This is a genomic window from Blautia sp. JLR.GB0024, assembly GCF_037000545.1.
Classification (GTDB): Bacteria; Bacillota; Clostridia; order Lachnospirales; family Lachnospiraceae; genus Blautia; species Blautia celeris.
In genome coordinates, this window is record NZ_JBANBF010000001.1 from 294,861 (window position 1) to 313,948 (window position 19,088).

Below are 19,088 nucleotides of genomic sequence, written 5' to 3' on the forward strand. Positions count from 1 at the left end.
CTTACAACATGATCAAGACATTACTTGCGCAGGTGAAGCAGTATAAGAAGGCTTCCCTGCTGACACCGCTTTATGCCGCCCTGGAAGTGGTGATGGAGGTTCTGATACCATTTATCACAGCGGCAATCATTGATAAGGGGATTGAGGCCGGCAGCATTGCCAAGGTGTATCAGTACGGTGCACTCATGCTGGTGTTTGCCATGCTCAGTCTGCTCTTCGGAGTTCTGGCAGGCCGCTATGCGGCAAGCGCTTCCTCAGGTCTGGCCTGTAATCTGAGAGAAGCCATGTATGACAATATACAGACCTTTTCTTTTTCCAATATTGACAAATACAGTACAGCAGGTCTGGTCACCCGTATGACAACAGACGTGACTAATGTGCAGAACGCGTACCAGATGATCCTGAGAATCGCGGTGCGCGCTCCCTTTACCCTGATCTGCAGTATGTTCATGTGTTTTTTCATTAATGTAAGGCTGAGCCTGATCTTTGTGGTGGCTATTGTGATTCTGGCTGCAGTCCTTATCTTTGTCATGAGCAGAACGACAAAGATATTTGATGTGGTATTTAAAAAATACGATGCATTAAATGCCAGTGTACAGGAAAATGTCTCCGCGATCCGTGTGGTGAAAGCCTATGTGCGGGAAGAATATGAGAATGAAAAATTTACAAAAGCTGCAGACAATCTGTACCGTCTCTTTGTAAAAGCTGAGAAATTCCTTTCTCTGAACGGTCCGGTAATGATGTTTGTCATCTATTTCTGTATCATTGCGCTTTCCTGGTTCGGAGCAAAATTCATTGTTGTGGGGGATCTGACAACTGGTGAGCTGACTTCCATGTTCAGTTATATTATGGGAATCCTCATGTCCCTTATGATGCTCTCCATGATATTCGTCATGGTGACTATGAGTGCGGCAAGCGGCAGACGTATCGCCGAAGTCCTGAATGATCAGGCGGATCTGGTCAATCCGGAGAATCCTGATCCTGTGATACCGGACGGAAGAATTGATTTTGACCATGTGAATTTTTCCTACAAACACGGCAGCGGCAAAGAGACACTGACAGACATTGACCTGCATATCAAAGCAGGGGAGACCGTGGGAATCATCGGCGGAACCGGATGCGGAAAATCAAGTCTTGTGAATCTCATAAGCCGTCTCTACGACGTGACGGGAGGGACTGTATCCGTAGGCGGCAAGGATGTGAGGAGCTATGACATGGAGGAGCTGAGAAATCAGGTGGCTGTGGTGCTTCAGAAGAATGTCCTCTTCTCAGGCACCATACTGGATAACCTGAGATGGGGAAATGAACAGGCCACTGAGGAGGAATGCGTGGAAGCATGCCGCCAGGCCTGTGCAGATGAATTTATTGAGCAGTTCCCTGACAAATACGAGACCTACATCGAACAGGGAGGGACCAACGTGTCCGGCGGCCAGAAACAGAGGCTCTGTATTGCCAGGGCGCTGCTGAAAAAACCAAAGGTACTGATCCTGGATGATTCCACCAGCGCCGTGGACACTGCCACAGACGCGAAGATCAGAGATGCTTTTGCCAAGGCGATTCCGGGAACCACCAAGCTGATCATTGCCCAGAGGATTTCCAGTGTGCAGGACGCGGACAGAATCCTGGTCCTGGATGACGGAAGGGTAAACGGATTCGATACACACGAGAATCTGCTGGCCAATAACAATATTTATAAGGAGATTTATGAGACACAGATCAAAGGCGGCGGAGACTTTGACCAGGCCGGAAAGAAGACAGGAGGTGCAGCATAATGGCAGAAAATGTAAAGACAGTAAAAGGCCCGGGCATGAACGTCCGCGGTCCCAGACCCAAGGTGGACAATGCGGGAAAGATCCTGAAGCGGACGCTGGGATATATGATGAAAAATTATAAATGGCTTTTCGCTGTGGTAGTGGTCTGTATTGTAGCTACAGCGCTGGCTACCCTGAGCGGAACCCTGTTTATGCAGAAATTGATCGATGAATATATCATTCCCATGACCAAAGCATCGAATCCTGATTTCGGGCCGCTGAAAAAGGCGCTTCTTACGCTGATCGGGATCTACGCGGTGGGGGTGCTGTGTGCATTTGCCTACAACCGGATCATGGTATACATCAGCCAGGGTACTTTGAGACACCTGCGTGTGGATCTGTTTACACATATGGAGTCTCTGCCCATCAAGTTTTTTGATACCCATGCCCACGGGGATATTATGTCTGTCTATACCAATGACGTGGATACCCTCCGCCAGCTGATCAGCCAGAGTATTCCCCAGGTGGTCAACTCAGCGGTGACGATCGTGATCACATTTACCAGCATGATCGTGTTGGATATCCCCATGACCCTCTTGACACTGGTGATGGTCGGGATCATGATGGTCACCACGAAAAAGTTAAGCGGCAAATCCGGCAAATATTTCGGTGAGCAGCAGAGGAACCTGGGCCGGGTAAATGGTTATATTGAGGAAATGATGGAGGGCCAGAAGGTAGTAAAAGTGTTCTGCCATGAGGAGAAGAGTGTAAAGGACTTCAGAAAGCTGAACGAGGAGCTTCGTGACAGTGCAGATAAGGCCAACACATTTGCCAATATCATGATGCCGGTGAACAGCAACCTGGGCAACATCAGCTATGTGCTCTGTGCCGTACTGGGCGCGGTCCTGGCCCTGAAGGGATTTACCGGGCTGACGCTTGGAACCCTGGTATCCTTCCTGTCACTGAATAAGAACTTTACACAGCCTGTCACACAGATCAGCCAGCAGATGAACAGCATCGTTATGGCCATGGCAGGCGCGGACCGTGTCTTCAGGCTTTTAGACGCAGAGCCGGAGGTGGATAACGGTTATGTGGAGCTGGTCAACGCAGAAGAACAGCCGGACGGCAGCCTTACAGAGAGCGAAAAGCGGACCGGTATATGGGCATGGAGGCATCCGCACAAGGCGGAGGGGACCGTGACCTATCAGAGGCTTGAGGGGGATGTCACCTTCAATGATGTGGATTTCGGATATAATGACGATAAGATCGTGCTGCACAATATCAAACTTTTTGCCACACCGGGACAGAAGATTGCATTTGTGGGAAGCACCGGTGCAGGTAAGACGACGATCACCAACCTGATCAACCGTTTCTATGATATACAGGATGGAAAGATAAGATATGACAATATCAACATCAATAAGATCAGAAAATCCGACCTGCGGCGTTCTCTCGGCATGGTGCTTCAGGATACCCACCTGTTCACAGGAACCGTAATGGAAAATATCCGCTATGGCCGCCTGAAGGCTTCGGATGAGGAGTGCAGGGCAGCGGCAAAACTGGCAAACGCAGATGGTTTCATCCGCCGTCTGCCGGATGGATATGACACCATGCTCACCGGGGACGGCTCCAATTTAAGCCAGGGCCAGAGGCAGCTTTTGGCGATCGCGCGGGCCGCTGTGGCTGACCCGCCTGTGCTTATACTGGATGAAGCAACTTCCTCCATTGATACCAGGACGGAGACACTGGTGCAGCAGGGTATGGACCGGCTGATGAAAGGCAGAACTACCTTTGTCATCGCCCACAGGCTGTCAACGGTGCGGAATTCTGACTGTATTATGGTCCTGGAACAGGGAAGAATCATCGAGAGAGGAACCCATGACCAGCTCATGGAGGAGAAAGGGAAGTATTATCAGTTGTACACAGGGAATTTTGCGGAGGAGACGGCATAAAGGATAGATAGAAGGGGCAGCATTTGACGTAACGGTCTTTGCTGACAGCCGGATAGGGGATGTGCGGTGCACATCCCCTTTTGTAAGAAAGTCAGATAAGATGACTGCGGACTTCATCGAGCATTGTTGTCATCTGGCGAATATCATCCTCCTGTAACTGCAGTTCCAGGGCTTTGGCATTATCAAGAATCTGTTCCGGTTTCCGGGCGCCGCACAGGATGTTCAGGTTTTTTATGGTAGAAGCGGTATAACGAATGACCAGGTTTGCCGGGGAACAGCCGTATTTTTCCGTAAGGGGCGTCCATTTCTCCATCATATCAAGAATGAGCTTTCTGTTTTCAGGTTTCCAGAAACGGTTTTTATTTCTCACATCTGTGGAAGAGAGCACTGTATCCATAGTCACCTTACCGGTCAGCAGTCCCTGTTCCAGAGGAGAGTAGGCCTGGATGGACACCTGGTTTTCTTCACATACAGGGACCAGTTCCGAGGCAATGCGGGTATCTACAATGCTGTATTTTTCCTGAATCACATCAAGCTGCCCAAAACGGCAGTATTGGCGGATGATATCCGCGTTTACATTGGAAGCTCCGATGGCACGGATTTTCCCTTCTTTTTTCAAATCCATCAGTACGCCTACGGTCTCTTCCAGAGGATAGAGGGCGAAGTCCGGAGACTGCCAGTGGGTGTAGTAGATATCAATATAATCTGTCTGCAGGCGGCGCAGGCTGTCCTCCAGATTTTTGCGGATGCCTTTGGGGGACAGGTCCCGGTATACCTTACGGCCTTCCATGACTTTGTGGAAACAGGGTGTTTCATAATCCCATTCCAGTCCGCATTTGGTAGAGAGCAGAACTTTGTCACGTTTTCCCTTCAGGGCTTTTCCCACAACCTCCTCGCTGTGGCCGATGCCGTAGACCGGAGCTGTATCAAACCAGAGAATCCCATGCTCCATGGCCTCCGAAATGGTACGGATGGAGAGGGCATCATCGTTTTCACCCCACCAGGTACCGCCGCCGATGGCCCAGGTTCCCATGGCGATGTATGGAGAGCATATATCTGATTTTCCAATAGAGAGTGTCTTCATATTTTCCTTCTTTCCCGCTGTGTGAAGCAGCGTATTGTTATATCTGTGCATCGGGGAGCGTATTGCCGGGCACAGTGTAAACAGTAACGTTATTATAAAAATTTCCTGAAGTCCTGTCAATGGGTATGGCTTTTCCGGTGAAAGAAAAGTATAATGGAGATAGTCAGCTGCAGGGCTGTTTTACGGAAATCCTGTTTACAACTGATAAAAAGTTTCAGTGATGATTGGGAGGAAAAAACATGTATAAAGCATTTAAAATGAAACTATATCCCGGCTTTGAGGAGGAATATGAGAGACGCCATAATGAACTCTGGCCTGAAATGAGAGAGATGATCCACACCCATGGAGGTAAGAATTACTCTATTTTTCTGGACCGTGAGACCCTTACCTTATTTGGGTACATAGAAATTGATAATGAAGAACTATGGGCAAAAGGGGCAGACACTGTGATCAATCGGAAATGGTGGGATTTTATGGCGGATATTATGGAGACAAATCCTGACAACAGCCCGGTTTCCGTGGACTTAAAACCTCTGTTCCATCTGGACTGATACAGCCTGCCGAAAGCGATTTTTTAAACACGCTCCGGAAGAAGCAGAAAATCCTAAAATCAGGGAATCATAAATGCGGAGGACACGCCAATGAATAACGATAAAGTATATCAGATGAGTTTTTCAAAGATTTATCCGCTTCTGGTCAATAAAGCACTGAAAAAAGGACGGCAGAAAGAAGAAGTGGATGAAATCATCTGCTGGCTCACAGGATACAGTCATGACGAAATCGATGCGATGACTGAGAATCCCATAACTTATGCCGCCTTTTTTGAAAATGCGCCGAATATGAATCCAAACAGAAAATTGATCAAAGGAACCGTATGCGGTATCAGAGTGGAGGAGATTGAGGAACCCCTTATGCAGGAAATCAGATACCTTGATAAACTGATCGATGAACTTGCAAGAGGAAAGGCAATGGATAAAATATTAAGAACATGAGGGGTTCTGCTGATTCCAAATGCCATACGGGAACTTTTGAGGTACAATTAGATATAATTTAAGGAGTTCCAGTACCCGCACATCAAATTTAACAAAAGGAGAAAACAGATCATGGCTTTTATCCAAATGAATTTATTATCACAAAATTTAATGCGTACAGTTCCGGTGAATGTGATCCTGCCGGCAGACAAGCAGCAGATGCCGGGAATGCCGGCCAGAGAGGAGAAACCATACAAAACGCTTTACCTGCTCCACGGAATCTTCGGAAACTATATGGATTGGGTGACAGGGACTAAGATCATGCGGTATGCGGAAGAGCACGATCTGGCGGTTGTCATGCCTTCAGGAGATAACTCTTTTTATGTGGATCACCCGGAAGCCATGAACAATTACGGGAAGTTTGTGGGAAAAGAGTTAGTGGAGATGACCCGGAAAATGTTTCCTCTTTCACGAAAAAGGGAAGATACCTTTATCGGCGGGCTGTCAATGGGCGGAGCCGGAGCTTTGCTAAACGGGCTGAAGTATCATGAGACATTCGGATATATTGTGTCTCTTTCCGGAGCGTTCCTGATAGAGGAGCTGCCCCACAGGACAAACGATACCGTAAATGTGCTTGAAAGAAGGGATTACGCGGAGAGCATCTGGGGAAATCTTGATCAAGTGGCTGAAAGTGAGAATAACCCCAAATATCTTGTCAGGCGAATAAAAGAAGAGAATGCAGAGTTTCCTGAAGTGTACATAGCATGCGGAGAACAGGACGGCTTGAGAGACGTTAATCTGGATATGTATCATTTTCTGAAAGAAAACGGGGTGAATGCAGTATATGAAAGCGGTGCAGGAGCTCATGAATGGGATTTCTGGGATACTTATATCAAACGTGCCATGGAATGGCTTCCCACAGAGAATACAGGGTTGGGAAGAAACAGCGGGAATGTCGGTATATAGCTGGCAGGACAGTATGGTGGTTCCTGCAAGAGCAACACCGGAACATTATGGTCTCAGGGATGTTGCCCATGATGAGTCGGAAGCAAGAGATTTGCTGCAGGGATAAGAAGATTTTTCTATTAAGAAGAAGCATGCCGGGAAATACCTGATGATACAGGAATCCTGACATGCTTCTGTTTTCGTCTGCGGACAGCCGTTCCTACTTATCTGTGAAATCCACATGCGTGCTGTAAAGGGCATGTTCCTCTAAATATTCCGCAAAAGTTTTCGTTTTCCGTTTTGTTTCGTAGTCCTCAGCCCAATAATACTGCACCAGCCCTGACCAGAATTGTTCGTTTTCAAAGAGAAAGATTGAGACCGTATCCGTATTCCGCTCATAAGTCTGGTATGTATTTCTTGTATTTTCTCCCTGGAAATCCAGGAAATCGCCGTTGGCGTCACAGATGACAAGAGCATAGTCGTATGCTTTCGTACCTTCCGGATGAACGTAAGTGGCAGTTATCTCGAAGGGCGTTTTAACAACCTCCTTAATGCCGACTCCTTTGTCATTCACGTCATTTAAAGTGACTGTCTGTATCTGTGCCGGGTCGATTTTAAGATCAAATTTGAAGTTCCAGTTACCCTTGTAAACTTTGGATTCCTGTCCGTCTAAGTGTCTGCAGATCCCTTCCTCCCCTGTCACGGGATCGATGTAGGTATCCTCGACCCAGCCACTGTAAATATAGCCGGATAAACTGCTGATATTCAGTTCATACTGGAAGGTTTCCGGCACCTCAGTATCCTGTTCCCGGCGGAAATTGGCAGCTCCGGTCTCTGCACGTATGATTCCTATAAAGGTATGCGCATCCTTATAATTCCCCTGTATCTGAAACGGTTCATAAGAACTTTTGGGACTGTCGAAACTGAAGGTGTCAATGCTGTCCATACGAAGTACATCATATCCGTCAATATAGTTTTCATCATATTTTGTAGCCATAAAGTCATCGGGAAATGCTTCTTCATTATAAATCTCCACAGCCAGGTAGACGGCCAGATTATTGCAGTATGTCTCAGTGACGGAGATGGTGATTCCATTGGATTCCTGTATATAAGGGGAGTCTGTCCGGCTGCCTTTATCCTCCGGCAGCAGAATATTGGCCTTGGAGCTGAAATTTCCTTTGTAGCTGACGTCCTTTTCGATTTGGGAGAACAAATGTCCGATGGCAGGCAGCTTACTGGCCATTACAGGATTTTTGAACCCCCATACAAGCAGAAGCGTAATGGCAGCGGCACAGGCACCGGCGGTGAGACAGACTTTACAGAACACCTTTCGCCTGTGAATTTTCTTGACTTTTCGCAGGCTGTCCTCAACAACCTGGCCCAGTTCTTCCGGAATTTTTATTCTGTTATCTTCACACATACAGGTAGTCCTCCTTCAGATATTGTCTGAGCTTTTCCTTAGCCCTGTGGGAATAAGCTTTTACGGAGCCTTCCGGGATGTCCAGGGCAAAGGCAATCTCACTTATTTTCAGGTTCTCAAAATACTGCAGGATAATGATCGTTTTGTAACGCGGCGGAAGAGCGTCCACTGCCTGGTATAAATCTATTTTTTCCTCCGGCGATATTCCCGCATTCGGGCTTTCTGTTATTGCCAGATAGGCGTCTTCATATACGGCGCATACTGGGTTTTTCCTGTAATAGTCGTTTATGGCATTCAACAGGATTCTTGTCATCCAGGTTCGGAAGTATTTCGGTTCCCGCAGACGGCCTATGTTTTCGTAGCCTTTTATGATACATTCGGAAACCATGTCCAGCGCAGTCTGTTCATTTTTTACATGCAGAAAGGCGACACTGTATAAATATTCCTGATATAGATGAATCAGCTCTCCATAGGCTTTTGTATCTCCGCGCATGGCTTTTTTCGCCATTTTTTCTTTGTCCACACATTTTCCTCCCACGTCAGTTTTCATTCATGCATGATGATTATACTGATTAGACTTTAATATAACATAAATGGTTACAATAAAAAAAGAAATATTGCTGTACGAACGAATGTTTGGTAAGATAGTAATGATGAGTTAAGACGGTTCGTTTACGGAGGTACAGGTGATATGGAACAGATGACATTATTTGACGACAGAGGGCAGACGGCTCCCCTTGCAAGCCGCCTGAGGCCGGAGCGTCTGGAGGATTTTGTAGGGCAGGAGCATCTGCTCGGAAGGGGGAAGATGCTGCGTCAGCTCATAGAGCGGGACCAGATCTCTTCCATGATCTTCTGGGGGCCGCCCGGAGTGGGGAAAACCACGCTGGCCAGTATCATTGCGGGAAGGACAAAAGCTGATTTTATTAATTTCAGCGCGGTGACCAGCGGCATCAAAGAGATCAAAGATGTGATGAGCCATGCGGAGACCAGCCGGAGAATGGGAATCCGCACGGTTCTTTTTGTGGACGAGATCCACCGCTTTAACAAAGCCCAGCAGGATGCTTTTCTCCCGTATGTGGAGAAGGGCAGCATTACGCTCATCGGGGCCACCACGGAGAATCCTTCCTTTGAGATCAACGCGGCTCTTTTGTCACGGTGTAAGGTATTTGTGCTGAAGGCACTGGAGGAAAAGGATCTGGTGAAGCTTTTGGAACATGCCCTGGTAAACCCGGCAGGGTTTGGCGGGCAGAATGTCCGTATCACAGAGGAACAGCTTACGGCCATAGCTGTTTTTGCAAACGGAGATGCCAGAACTGCCCTCAACACCTTGGAGATGGCGGTCTTAAACGGAGAAATCACGGCAGAGGGCATTACCGTGACCCGGGAAGGGATGGAGCAGTGCATCAGCAGGAAATCCCTGCTGTATGACAAGACCGGGGAGGAGCATTATAACCTGATATCCGCCCTGCATAAATCCATGCGGAACAGTGACCCGGACGCGGCTATCTATTGGATGTGCCGGATGCTGGAGGGCGGGGAAAATCCTCTCTATATTGCCAGGAGGCTGATACGCTTTGCCAGTGAGGATGTGGGGATGGCGGACAGCAATGCCCTGCAGGTGGCAGTGGCAGCATACCAGGCCTGTCATTTTCTGGGAATGCCGGAGTGCGATGTGCATCTGACACATGCAGTTACATATCTTGCCATGGCGCCGAAATCCAATGCCCTGTATGCTGCCTGCGAGCACTGCAAGGAGGATGTGAAGAATAAAAGAGCAGAACCGGTTCCCCTCCAGCTGCGCAACGCGCCCACAAAGCTTATGAAGGAGCTGGACTACGGACAGGGATATGTCTATGCCCATGATACACAGGAGAAACTGAGCACCATGCAGTGTATGCCGGATTCTCTAAAGGACAGACGCTATTACCACCCCACAGAACAGGGGGAGGAAAAAATCGTCAAAGCGCGTTTGGAGTCTGTTCTGCAGTGGAAGAGAGAACATTCCGAAGAATAGAAGAAAAAACTGAAAAATCAAAAAGAAGCTTTGTAAAAATCAGGAAATTCGTTTATAATAGAAGTATAAAGTAACTGTCCCGTCAGATCTGCGCATTGACTGCGCTGACCGTGTATAAGAGCAGTTATGTATAGAAACCATGAATACAAGGAGGTAATTGTGTATGAAACATTATGAACTGATTCATGAGATTTATAATCTGTGTGACGGACATCCGGATTCCCAGATCAAAGAAGTGGATACTGATGATCTGGACACTTACATGAAGGGTTTGACCAGCAAAGTTTCCACCTGTGAGAAGACAGAGCGTGAGGACGGTTCCGTTGTGTACGAAGTTGTGACCAACGGCGTAAAAGAGAGGTATACCTTTACAGAGGCGTGAGAACAGGGGAGATGCGATTTTTCGCATCTCCTTTTCACACGGAGAATAAAGAGAAATACAGATGCGCATCCTTACAGATAGGAAAGAAAAAAGGAGGGCTTATGTGCGGCAGATATTATATTGATGATGATACCATCAGGGAAATGGAAAAATTGGTACGCCAGATTGATAAAAAACTGCTGGAAGAAAAGAGCCGGGATGTATTTCCCTCCCAGAGTGCACCTGTGGTCACGGGAAGAGAGGGAGAGCTGTGCGGGGAGGAGCTTATGTGGGGATTTCCCGGATTTGAAAAAAGCCGGGTGATCTTTAACGCAAGGCAGGAGACAGCACTGGAAAAGAGAACATTTCGTGACAGCCTTCTTCTTCGGAGATGCGTGATTCCGGCCAAAAATTTCTATGAGTGGGATAAAAAGAAAGAAAAGTACACATTTACAAGACCTGACGGCAGAATTTTATTTTTTGCCGGCATTTATAACCGGTATGGAGAGGAAGAACGGTTTGTGATCCTGACCACGCAGGCCAATGACTCCATGCGCCGGATTCATGACAGGATGCCCCTGATCCTGGAGGAACGGCAGGTTAAGGACTGGATCTTCAGCAGACAGAAGGCGGAAGACCTGCTTGGGCAGACACCGGTCATGCTTTATAATAGTACAGAATATGAGCAACAGACACTGGACCTGCAGTAGCGGGTCCTTTTTCCATGAATCACCTATTTAAAACAGAACATATGTTCTGATATAATTTTTACATGAATAGAATGTAATGAGGTGATGAAAATGGAGAAGGTCATATTTCATGTGGATGTCAACAGCGCCTATCTGTCCTGGGAGGCGGTATACAGAAGGAAATACAGGGGAGAAGTTCTGGATCTGCGGGATATTCCTTCCGCGGTGGGAGGGGATGTAAACCAGAGGCATGGAATCATTCTGGCGAAATCCATGCCGGCAAAAGCATACGGAATCCGTACCGGTGACTCGATCTGGGAGGCCAGGCAGAAGTACGGCCCCCTTACCATTGTACCTCCCGATTACAGCCTCTATGACAGGAGTTCCCATGCCCTGCTGACTCTTTTGAGGGAATATTCCCCGGATGTGGAGCAGTATTCTATTGACGAGGCATACGTGGATATGAGCGGCACGCAAAAACTTTTCGGATCCCCGGAACAGGCGGCTGACCGTATCCGTGAAAGAATCCGGGAAGAGCTGGGATTTACCGTCAATATCGGTATCTCTGAGAACAAGCTGCTGGCAAAGATGGCTTCTGATTTCAGGAAGCCTGACAGGACGCACACCCTTTTTGCGCAGGAGATTCCGCTGAAGCTGTGGCCCCTTCCTGTAAGTGAGCTGTTTTTTGTGGGGAGGGCTTCGGCAAAAAAGCTCTGTAATCTGGGTATCTATACCATAGGGGATCTGGCGCGGACTGATGTGGAGATACTGAAACGGCACATGAAGAAGCAGGGGGAGCTTATCTGGAATTTTGCCAACGGAAGAGACTTTTCCCTGGTGGAGGCTGTGCCGCCGCCCAACAAGGGATATGGAAATTCCACCACCATTCCGGTGGATGTGACATCTGCGTCTCAGGCATCCCTGGTGCTTCTGGCTCTGGCGGAAACGGTGGGAGCCAGGCTTAGAAAGGACGGAAAGAAGGCAGAAGTGCTGTCTGTGAGTATCAAGGATTATCTTTTTCAGACTGCCTCTCATCAGTGCCGGCTTCCGGCTCCCACGAACATTACAGAGGAGCTGCACCGCCATGCCTGCAGTCTCTTTCTGGAACTCTGGGACGGGCTTCCCATCCGGCATCTGGGCATACACACAGGCAGGATACAGGATGAAAATGCCATGCGGCAGATGGAACTTTTTGACACAAGGGATTACGGGAAACTGGAGCGGCTGGACCGGGCCGTGGACACCATACGGAGGCGGTATGGTATGGATGCGGTAAAGCGGGCTGTGTTCCTGGAATCCCCCATTGACCATATGAGCGGCGGGATGTCCAGGGAGAAACGTTACCGCTGTGAACACTGAGAGGAGAGAGAATTATGGCATTCGGCACAGATATCCATATGGAGAAAGCGGATGCAGGCAGTATCCGGGGAGAACAAAAGAGCATTGCCGTGGGCTGCTGGTTTACCAGCAAAGGGGATACCAGCCTGCAGCTTTTAAAATACCAGGATGAGGAAGGACAGATCCACACGGTCCGCAGCATCCGGGTCCTTTGCAGGGAGGAAAAACACTACAATGGCATTCCCACACTGGAATATGTCTGTAAAATAGAAGAAGAGGGATATGAGACAGAGATAAAACTCATCTTTTTTCTGGAGGAACACCGCTGGGCAATGATAAAGAATGCCCCGTCTGCTCAGCCGGCAGACGGGGTGATTTGTACCGAAGATCAGGAGATATGCAGATGAAAATACTGTTCCAGCACAGGGAGGAATTCCTCCTCCGTTATCTGCCGGACGGTCTTTTCACCGTTTTCCGAACAGGTGAAAATGTCTCCCATCAGGGACACACTTCCTCCCCGCGTCCGCAGATTCACCATGCGCAGACGCGGAAAGACAGAATGTTCGTGGGTGGAGGCAAAGGCGTTTAAAGCCACAAAATCCACCGGTTCACAGGGAACAGGGGAAAAGCTCATGACAGTGGAAAACGTATCTTTGGAGCAGTAGGAAAGCTTCCACCAGAAAGCATCTGTCTGGTCAAGACGGAAGGTCTGGCCCTTGATGCATTCCTCTAAGCCGTCCACAAGGGGCATGGAGGCAGCGGGCATGGGACCGCCGTATCCCACGTCACAGAAATGCTGCTGTCCGTCTATCCGCACAAGGTTGATCCGATGGGAAATCGGGGGGATGAACTCGTCATCGCAGTCCCGGATGATCCTGGCCATACAGGGTGTGACTTCATACCCACAGGCAGTGAGCAGGGAGGCAAAAAGTGCATTCAGTTCATAACAGTATCCGCCCCGTTTTTTCAACACGATCTTTTCATACAGAGAGGAGATGGACAGGGATGCGGTTCTCTTGAATTCACACACATCCAGATCCTCGAAGGGGACATGGAGCTGGTGGGCGTAGATGAGCCGGTCCAGATTCTCCTTGTCAGCCGCCGGCACAGCGGTAAGTCCCAGACGTTTCAGATAGGGTTTTGTCTGGGGAATGGGTTCATACAATTCTTCGTACATAGTAATAAATCCTTTTCTTTTTTTGTATTTACGTACCGCTGCCGCAGGCTTTTGACAGCGGAAAATCCATAAAACAAGTATAGCATATACAGGGGAATTATGATACTATTTTGGTGACAGTAAAATGAAAAAAATGCCTGTTTTCCAGAGAAAAGAGGCGATAAAGGAGCCGGCAGAGAAATGGAAAAAAACGAAATTCTGATGATACACGGAAAAGACTACAAAGAGATGACAAAGCGCCTTTTAAGAGAGGCAGAACTGGACACACGGATACCTGACAGAAGATGCCGCATCGGTATTAAGCCCAATCTGGTATCCCCCACAGAGGCTTCCTACGGGGCTACCACACACCCGGAGATCATTGCCGGGATCCTGGAATATCTGCAGGAGAGAAACTATGAAAACCTGGTGATCCTGGAGGGCTCCTGGGTGGGAGACCGGACTGCGGAGGCTTTTCAGGTGTGCGGATATGACAGTCTGGCAAAGCAATACGGGGTGGAGCTTGTGGATACCCAGAAGGACAGCACCACATCCTGCGACTGTGCGGGAATGCAGATGCAGATCTGTGACAGTGCCCTGGCCCTTGATTTTCTGATCAATGTGCCTGTGCTGAAGGGACACTGTCAGACAAAGGTCACCTGTGCCCTGAAAAACATGAAGGGGCTGATACCCAATAAAGAGAAGAGACATTTTCACGCCATGGGGCTACACAAGCCGATTGCTCATCTGAACACAGTATTGCGCCAGGATTTCATTGTGGTGGACAACATCTGCGGGGACCTGGACTTTGAGGACGGGGGCAATCCGGTGGTGATGGACAGGATTTTAGCGGCAGCCGACCCGGTGCTCTGTGACACCTATGTATGCCATCTTCTGAATTATGAAACAGAGGAGGTGCCATATATAAAAATAGCGGAGAAGCTGGGAGTGGGAAGCGCTGATTTTTCAAAAGCCGTGCTTCGCGCCTGCAATGAACAGGAGCATTCCGTTCATGTGCCTGTCAAGAGAAAAATCGTGGAGCTTCAGGACGCTGTGGAGGAGGTGGAATCCTGCAGTGCCTGTTATGGATATCTGATCCCTGCTCTGGACCAACTGAAGGAGGAAGGGCTTTTCAAAGAGCTGAAGACAAAGATCTGCATCGGACAGGGATTTCAGAAAAAATCCGGGAAGCTTGGAATCGGTAATTGTACCAGATGCTTCCGGCACTCCCTGAAGGGATGTCCGCCAACGGAGAATCAGATCTATGAATTTTTAAAAGATTATATTGAAAAACAGGAATAAAAGGAAGGGCGCCTTTGCAGCGGGAACTGCAGGGCGCCCTTTTAAAGGGTATTAACCAAAAACCACTTTGCTGTATTTATCTATTTCCTCGGTCACTGTCTCATAGACACCGGGGAAGGTACTCATGGGAAGTCCCTGAGAAGTATTGGGGATGAAATACAATCTGCCGTTTTCCTCGCAGGCACGCCGTACTTCTTTTGCGATCACTTCTCTTGTCCAGCCTTCATAATCCACTTTTGCACTGTCTATGCCGCCCATAAAAGAAAGTTTCCCGCCGTATTTTGCGATCAGATCCGGGATATTGTTGGAGCACATGACTCCCTGCCATACATCAATACCCATCTCAACCATGTAGGGAACCAGGGTTGCCGCATAGGAATCAGAGTGATGTATGATCACTTCCACACCCATGGATTTGTACAGCCCGTAAATCTTCTTATAGGACGGAAGGTAGAATTCCTCAAACATTTCCGGTGAGATGAAGGTGGAAGTCTGGCTTCCCCAGTCGTCGTGGTGGAACAGGGCATCCGGTTTTAAATGCGTACAGATTTCCTCCGCAAGGGACAGCTCGTATTCCGTCAGATAGTCGATCAGCTCGTGCATGTATTCAGGCTCCTCATAGAAGTTGATGAGGGTGTTCTGAATCTCACCCAGGTGGTGGCACTGTTCAAAAAGCCCCGGCGCCACGAAGGGGGTAGCAAAATATTCTTTCCGGTCCACCTCTTCCGCCTGTTTGATAAACGGCTCCCACTCCGCCTCCGAATATTTGGTGGCGGGGGCATGGACATAATCTCTCCAGTGGGTAATATCCTTGATGACAATGGTTTCCGGCTTGTGTACCGGGAAAGGTCCCGGTGTTCCGGCCGGCCATGAATTTACGATTCCCCAGTCATTCACCACATATAGATCCCCGGGGCCGGGCATTGGGCTGTGCATCATAACGGGATTGTAAAGTATCCGGAAAGCTTCATATTGGTTGACAAAACGGTCAGGTCTGCCGCCCCGGATGGTTTCCAGGAAATTTTCTCTTTTCGTCAGCATATAGTTTCCTCCTGTAAAGGGGTGCTTTTACTGCTCAGCCTGTTTTGGGAAAGGGTTGTAGATCAAAAATACAACGCCCAGTACCGCAATGATCACAGTTTCCACCAGCAGCGGAGAGTAAATATTTTCACCGCAGATCGCTTTCAGCAGAGACAGCCAGAAGCTGCTGAGGAAGCCGCCCAGGTTCATAAGTGCCATGACAATGGAAGTTCCGATCGCCACTGTGGAAGGCGGGGTACGCATACCAACCAGTGTGAAGGCTGCAGGCATGATCACGGAGAATGCGAATCCGATCAAAATAGTACCTGCTGACATGACCACCATGGTTTTGCCTATGTAAATGCAGTAAGCGCCGATTGCCCAGAGGAAGAAGGCAATGGGAAGACAGAAACGTTTCATTATCTTGAAGATCGTACCGAACAGGAAACCTGCCACACATCCGGCAACTGTGTAAAGGGACAGAGCTGTTGCAGCCATGGTCGCACCGCCGGCACCCTTCATTTCAAACATCAGGGACATGTTCAGCATAACAGGGTAGTTCAATACATTAAACAGCAGAAACAAAATGGCAATGGCGTATACAAAAGGTGATATTTTGTCTTTTGCTGCCGGTTTGCCGCCGGTTTCCTGCTGTACAGGAGCTTTTTCCGGTTCCGGCAGGAAGATCAGACATACGATGGAGATGACGCCCAGAAGATGTCCGAAGAAGGTGGTCTTCCAGCCGATATCAGCCAGAGCGCCGCCAAGCATCTGGAGAATAATACCGCCGCCGTTCATAAGCAGTGTGCCGTATCCCAGGTAAGCTGCCTGTTTCTGGCCTTCATACAGACCGATGATCAGTGCGTTTCCAAGAGGAGCCATGAGGCCCAGGCCGATACCTACCAGTGCGCGTGTCACCAGGATAAAGGCAAAGGAACCGCCCACGATGGCGGGAAGTGTGCCGGATACAGTGAAAATAATACAGCCGGTCAGGGCCAGGGTGCGGTATTTTACCTTTTTCCCTGCCACAGTACCTGCCCATAGGGTGGCAAATACCACGAAGAGGGTGGGAAGGGTGGATATCAGGGAAAAGTTGTTGTCAGGAAAAGCTGCTGCCAGTTTCGCCATAGCAGGCGTCACAACAGTAAATCCCATGGATACAAAATATAGAGATAGTATGGCTATGGTCTCTTTCAGACCAACCTTATTTTTCGTAGTGCTCATACGAAAGCCTCCTTTTTCTTTTCATTCTCTCTTTTTGTGCTGCGGTCAGTTGGTTTCGCATTTTCCGGAAATAACAGCAAAATCAGTGTTCTGCATATATTGTTTGAATGTTCTGCAGAATTACCGAACAACTACTATACTTAGATTATAAGAAAAAGGAGATATAAAAACTACAGTTGGGAAATACGAAATTTTATGGAAAAACAGGTGATTATTCGTACTGCATAAGAAAAATGGCAGAGATGTGCAGAAAACTAAAAAAATTGCAGAAGTCTGTACACGTCTAGGGAACAGACTCCTGCGATGACAGCCGGCAGATGTGCGGCATTAAATACAGCCGAAAAGTTTCAGGATACGGATGGAGAGCTTCATATAATCACGGGTATAACCTTCCTCCAGATTGCAGCTAAGCTCCTCCGTTATTTTTTTGATTCGGTACACCAGTGTATTCCTGTGGACAAACAGTTCTTCGGAAGTGTGAAGAAGAGAGCGCTCATTGTTCAGATAAGCCGCCATGGTGCGCACCCGTTCTGTGGGCTGATTCAGATCCAGTCGGTGAAACCGGATGATGTCCGGATGGCAGGCCGCCAGAAGGACATCAGGGGCACTGTTTTTGATTATGTAGTCAATGGCCCTGGGATAAAAATCATAGTAATGTTTGTCCGGAAGCTTTTCCTCCAGGGCAAAAAGTGCCTGTTTGTAGTGATATTGAATGTCTTTTAGGAAACAGGACGGAAGGCTGATGCCGGCTCGCATATGGTTATGGCGCACAAGGCGGCTCAGGCGGTGTTTTAAAGTGTCAGAGGTCTCCCGTTTTTCATTATAGAGAAGCACTACGCTGCCATCCAGGCAGAAGATCTCACAGTGGGGCAGCTGCTGGGATATCATGTGGGCAGCCAGAAGAAGCACCTGTTCCTCCAGAACCCCGTTTTCCCCGTGAAACACCCAGAGGCCGTAGGTATCCTCTGTGGACCAGTCATTGACTTCCAACTGCCGTCCAAGCTCTCTGTCACTGACGGAAATCCCCTTGATCAAATCTCGGAATACACTGTAATGGTCACCATCCGGAGGCGCGGCAGGCCCTGCTTTTCCCATGGAAACAGCAAGAAGCCGTGTGATATGGTCCAGAAGCTGGCAGTCCCCGGTATTGAGCTTTCGGTTTCGTTCCACCAAGGTGATCCGTCCGCACTGGGCACGGTCATAATAGATAAATGATGAGAGGCAGTCAGAGAGTGCTTTCCTGTCAAAATGATATTTGGTGGCCCCCACATTAAAAAAGTTCTGGTCTGTGCAGTCACGTCTCATAAAACGGATGCTGTCAATGGAGCTGCAGCCGTATTCCATCAGGTGTGCCCACTCCTCGTCCACATAAACCTCTTTATACTGCTGGCTGTATGCAAGAACATTGCAGTTGGCGTCCAGCAGGACCATGGGATTGTGGAAACAGTGCCAGCTTTCATCCAGGATCTTCTGGTAATCCCCCTGTTCCGCGGCTGAGACGATGGCGGCATCCCAGTCCTCATAAAAATCAAAGATGCCCTGAATGATTTCAAAGGCTTCGTCAAATTGTATATCTTTCAGTCTGATGGTGTCGTTTTCCCATTGGCAGATAACGTCGTTTCCGCTGGGAAACACATAAACGCAGTTGGTGGCATAGGCACGCCGGGCACTCTTTAAAACAGCAGGCGAACCATCGCTGATCTGGAACTCAGGATTCAGCGGTTTGAGCCTGTTGGCTATCATCCACATACTCAGTTTCATAATAAAAATCCCCCTGTTCTGCATAAGCAGGTTATGATGATATGCAGCTTTATATCAAAGTATAATACAATCTGCAGAAAAAGTCGAGAGGTGTCGG

General features: G+C 48.4%; 18 protein-coding genes. 11 read left to right on the forward strand and 7 right to left on the reverse strand.

Features of this window, described 5'->3' with window-relative positions:
• Nucleotides 1-8: 8 nt before the first annotated feature.
• Together V8Q34_RS01290 and V8Q34_RS01295 are read left to right on the forward strand one after the other, a co-directional pair.
• On the forward strand, nt 9-1,772 hold the full coding sequence (locus tag V8Q34_RS01290; RefSeq protein WP_033140505.1) for an ABC transporter ATP-binding protein: 1,764 nt from the start codon (nt 9-11) through the stop codon (nt 1,770-1,772).
• Nucleotides 1,772-3,703, forward strand: a complete 1,932-nt coding sequence (locus V8Q34_RS01295; protein ID WP_335834636.1) for an ABC transporter ATP-binding protein — start codon at nt 1,772-1,774, stop codon at nt 3,701-3,703. The genes V8Q34_RS01290 and V8Q34_RS01295 overlap by 1 nt, the downstream gene beginning before the upstream one ends.
• A 91-nt stretch (nt 3,704-3,794) precedes the next feature.
• Here V8Q34_RS01295 and V8Q34_RS01300 read toward each other — a convergent pair whose 3' ends face one another.
• Nucleotides 3,795-4,787, reverse strand: coding sequence for an aldo/keto reductase (locus V8Q34_RS01300; RefSeq protein ID WP_335834637.1), 993 nt, complete (start codon nt 4,785-4,787; stop codon nt 3,795-3,797).
• Between the two features lie 239 nt (nt 4,788-5,026).
• Here V8Q34_RS01300 and rhaM point away from each other — a divergent pair, with 239 nt between their 5' ends.
• The 3 genes from rhaM to V8Q34_RS01315 all read left to right on the forward strand — a co-directional run bounded on the left by rhaM (nt 5,027) and on the right by V8Q34_RS01315 (nt 6,724).
• A complete protein-coding gene (gene rhaM / locus V8Q34_RS01305) occupies nt 5,027-5,338 on the forward strand; it encodes an L-rhamnose mutarotase (RefSeq protein WP_033140504.1) in 312 nt (103 codons plus the stop codon).
• A gap of 90 nt (nt 5,339-5,428) precedes the next feature.
• A complete protein-coding gene (locus V8Q34_RS01310) occupies nt 5,429-5,779 on the forward strand; it encodes a DUF2200 domain-containing protein (protein WP_148391579.1) in 351 nt (116 codons plus the stop codon).
• Between the two features lie 111 nt (nt 5,780-5,890).
• Nucleotides 5,891-6,724: an alpha/beta hydrolase gene (locus V8Q34_RS01315; RefSeq protein WP_244806266.1), complete on the forward strand. Its 834-nt coding sequence runs from the start codon at nt 5,891-5,893 to the stop codon at nt 6,722-6,724.
• A 199-nt stretch (nt 6,725-6,923) separates the two neighbouring features.
• Here V8Q34_RS01315 and V8Q34_RS01320 read toward each other — a convergent pair whose 3' ends face one another.
• Both V8Q34_RS01320 and V8Q34_RS01325 read right to left on the reverse strand, forming a co-directional pair.
• On the reverse strand, nt 6,924-8,123 hold the full coding sequence (locus V8Q34_RS01320) for a DUF4179 domain-containing protein (RefSeq protein ID WP_335834638.1): 1,200 nt from the start codon (nt 8,121-8,123) through the stop codon (nt 6,924-6,926).
• A complete protein-coding gene (locus V8Q34_RS01325) occupies nt 8,116-8,646 on the reverse strand; it encodes a sigma-70 family RNA polymerase sigma factor (protein ID WP_227211088.1) in 531 nt (176 codons plus the stop codon). Before V8Q34_RS01325 ends, V8Q34_RS01320 begins: the two co-directional genes overlap by 8 nt.
• Nucleotides 8,647-8,814: 168 nt before the next feature.
• Here V8Q34_RS01325 and V8Q34_RS01330 point away from each other — a divergent pair, with 168 nt between their 5' ends.
• From V8Q34_RS01330 to V8Q34_RS01350, 5 genes are all read left to right on the forward strand, one after another.
• A complete protein-coding gene (locus tag V8Q34_RS01330; protein WP_103731691.1) occupies nt 8,815-10,140 on the forward strand; it encodes a replication-associated recombination protein A in 1,326 nt (441 codons plus the stop codon).
• A gap of 163 nt (nt 10,141-10,303) precedes the next feature.
• Nucleotides 10,304-10,522 (forward strand): hypothetical protein, encoded by a 219-nt coding sequence (locus tag V8Q34_RS01335; RefSeq protein WP_033140498.1) that lies wholly within the window; start codon nt 10,304-10,306, stop codon nt 10,520-10,522.
• A 101-nt stretch (nt 10,523-10,623) separates the two neighbouring features.
• A complete protein-coding gene (locus tag V8Q34_RS01340; RefSeq protein ID WP_033140616.1) occupies nt 10,624-11,211 on the forward strand; it encodes an SOS response-associated peptidase in 588 nt (195 codons plus the stop codon).
• A 90-nt stretch (nt 11,212-11,301) separates the two neighbouring features.
• On the forward strand, nt 11,302-12,549 hold the full coding sequence (locus V8Q34_RS01345; RefSeq protein WP_330641548.1) for a Y-family DNA polymerase: 1,248 nt from the start codon (nt 11,302-11,304) through the stop codon (nt 12,547-12,549).
• Nucleotides 12,550-12,563: 14 nt separating this feature from the next.
• Nucleotides 12,564-12,935, forward strand: a complete 372-nt coding sequence (locus V8Q34_RS01350) for a hypothetical protein (protein ID WP_052099265.1) — start codon at nt 12,564-12,566, stop codon at nt 12,933-12,935.
• Here V8Q34_RS01350 and V8Q34_RS01355 read toward each other — a convergent pair.
• Entirely contained in the window at nt 12,917-13,705 is a 789-nt protein-coding gene (locus tag V8Q34_RS01355) for an arylamine N-acetyltransferase family protein (RefSeq protein ID WP_335834642.1), read from the reverse strand. The genes V8Q34_RS01350 and V8Q34_RS01355 overlap by 19 nt on opposite strands.
• Nucleotides 13,706-13,885: 180 nt before the next feature.
• Here V8Q34_RS01355 and V8Q34_RS01360 point away from each other — a divergent pair, with 180 nt between their 5' ends.
• On the forward strand, nt 13,886-14,986 hold the full coding sequence (locus V8Q34_RS01360; protein WP_335834643.1) for a DUF362 domain-containing protein: 1,101 nt from the start codon (nt 13,886-13,888) through the stop codon (nt 14,984-14,986).
• Between the two features lie 51 nt (nt 14,987-15,037).
• On the opposite strand, the gene V8Q34_RS01365 is transcribed toward V8Q34_RS01360, so the two are convergent.
• The 3 genes from V8Q34_RS01365 to V8Q34_RS01375 form a co-directional block, all read right to left on the reverse strand.
• The gene (locus V8Q34_RS01365; protein ID WP_227211092.1) at nt 15,038-16,027 is read right to left on the reverse strand and encodes a uroporphyrinogen decarboxylase family protein; all 990 of its coding nucleotides are present in this window, start codon (nt 16,025-16,027) and stop codon (nt 15,038-15,040) included.
• A gap of 27 nt (nt 16,028-16,054) precedes the next feature.
• Nucleotides 16,055-17,230: an MFS transporter gene (locus V8Q34_RS01370; RefSeq protein WP_052099259.1), complete on the reverse strand. Its 1,176-nt coding sequence runs from the start codon at nt 17,228-17,230 to the stop codon at nt 16,055-16,057.
• A 327-nt stretch (nt 17,231-17,557) separates the two neighbouring features.
• Nucleotides 17,558-18,991: a PucR family transcriptional regulator gene (locus V8Q34_RS01375; protein WP_187370525.1), complete on the reverse strand. Its 1,434-nt coding sequence runs from the start codon at nt 18,989-18,991 to the stop codon at nt 17,558-17,560.
• Nucleotides 18,992-19,088: the final 97 nt, after the last annotated feature.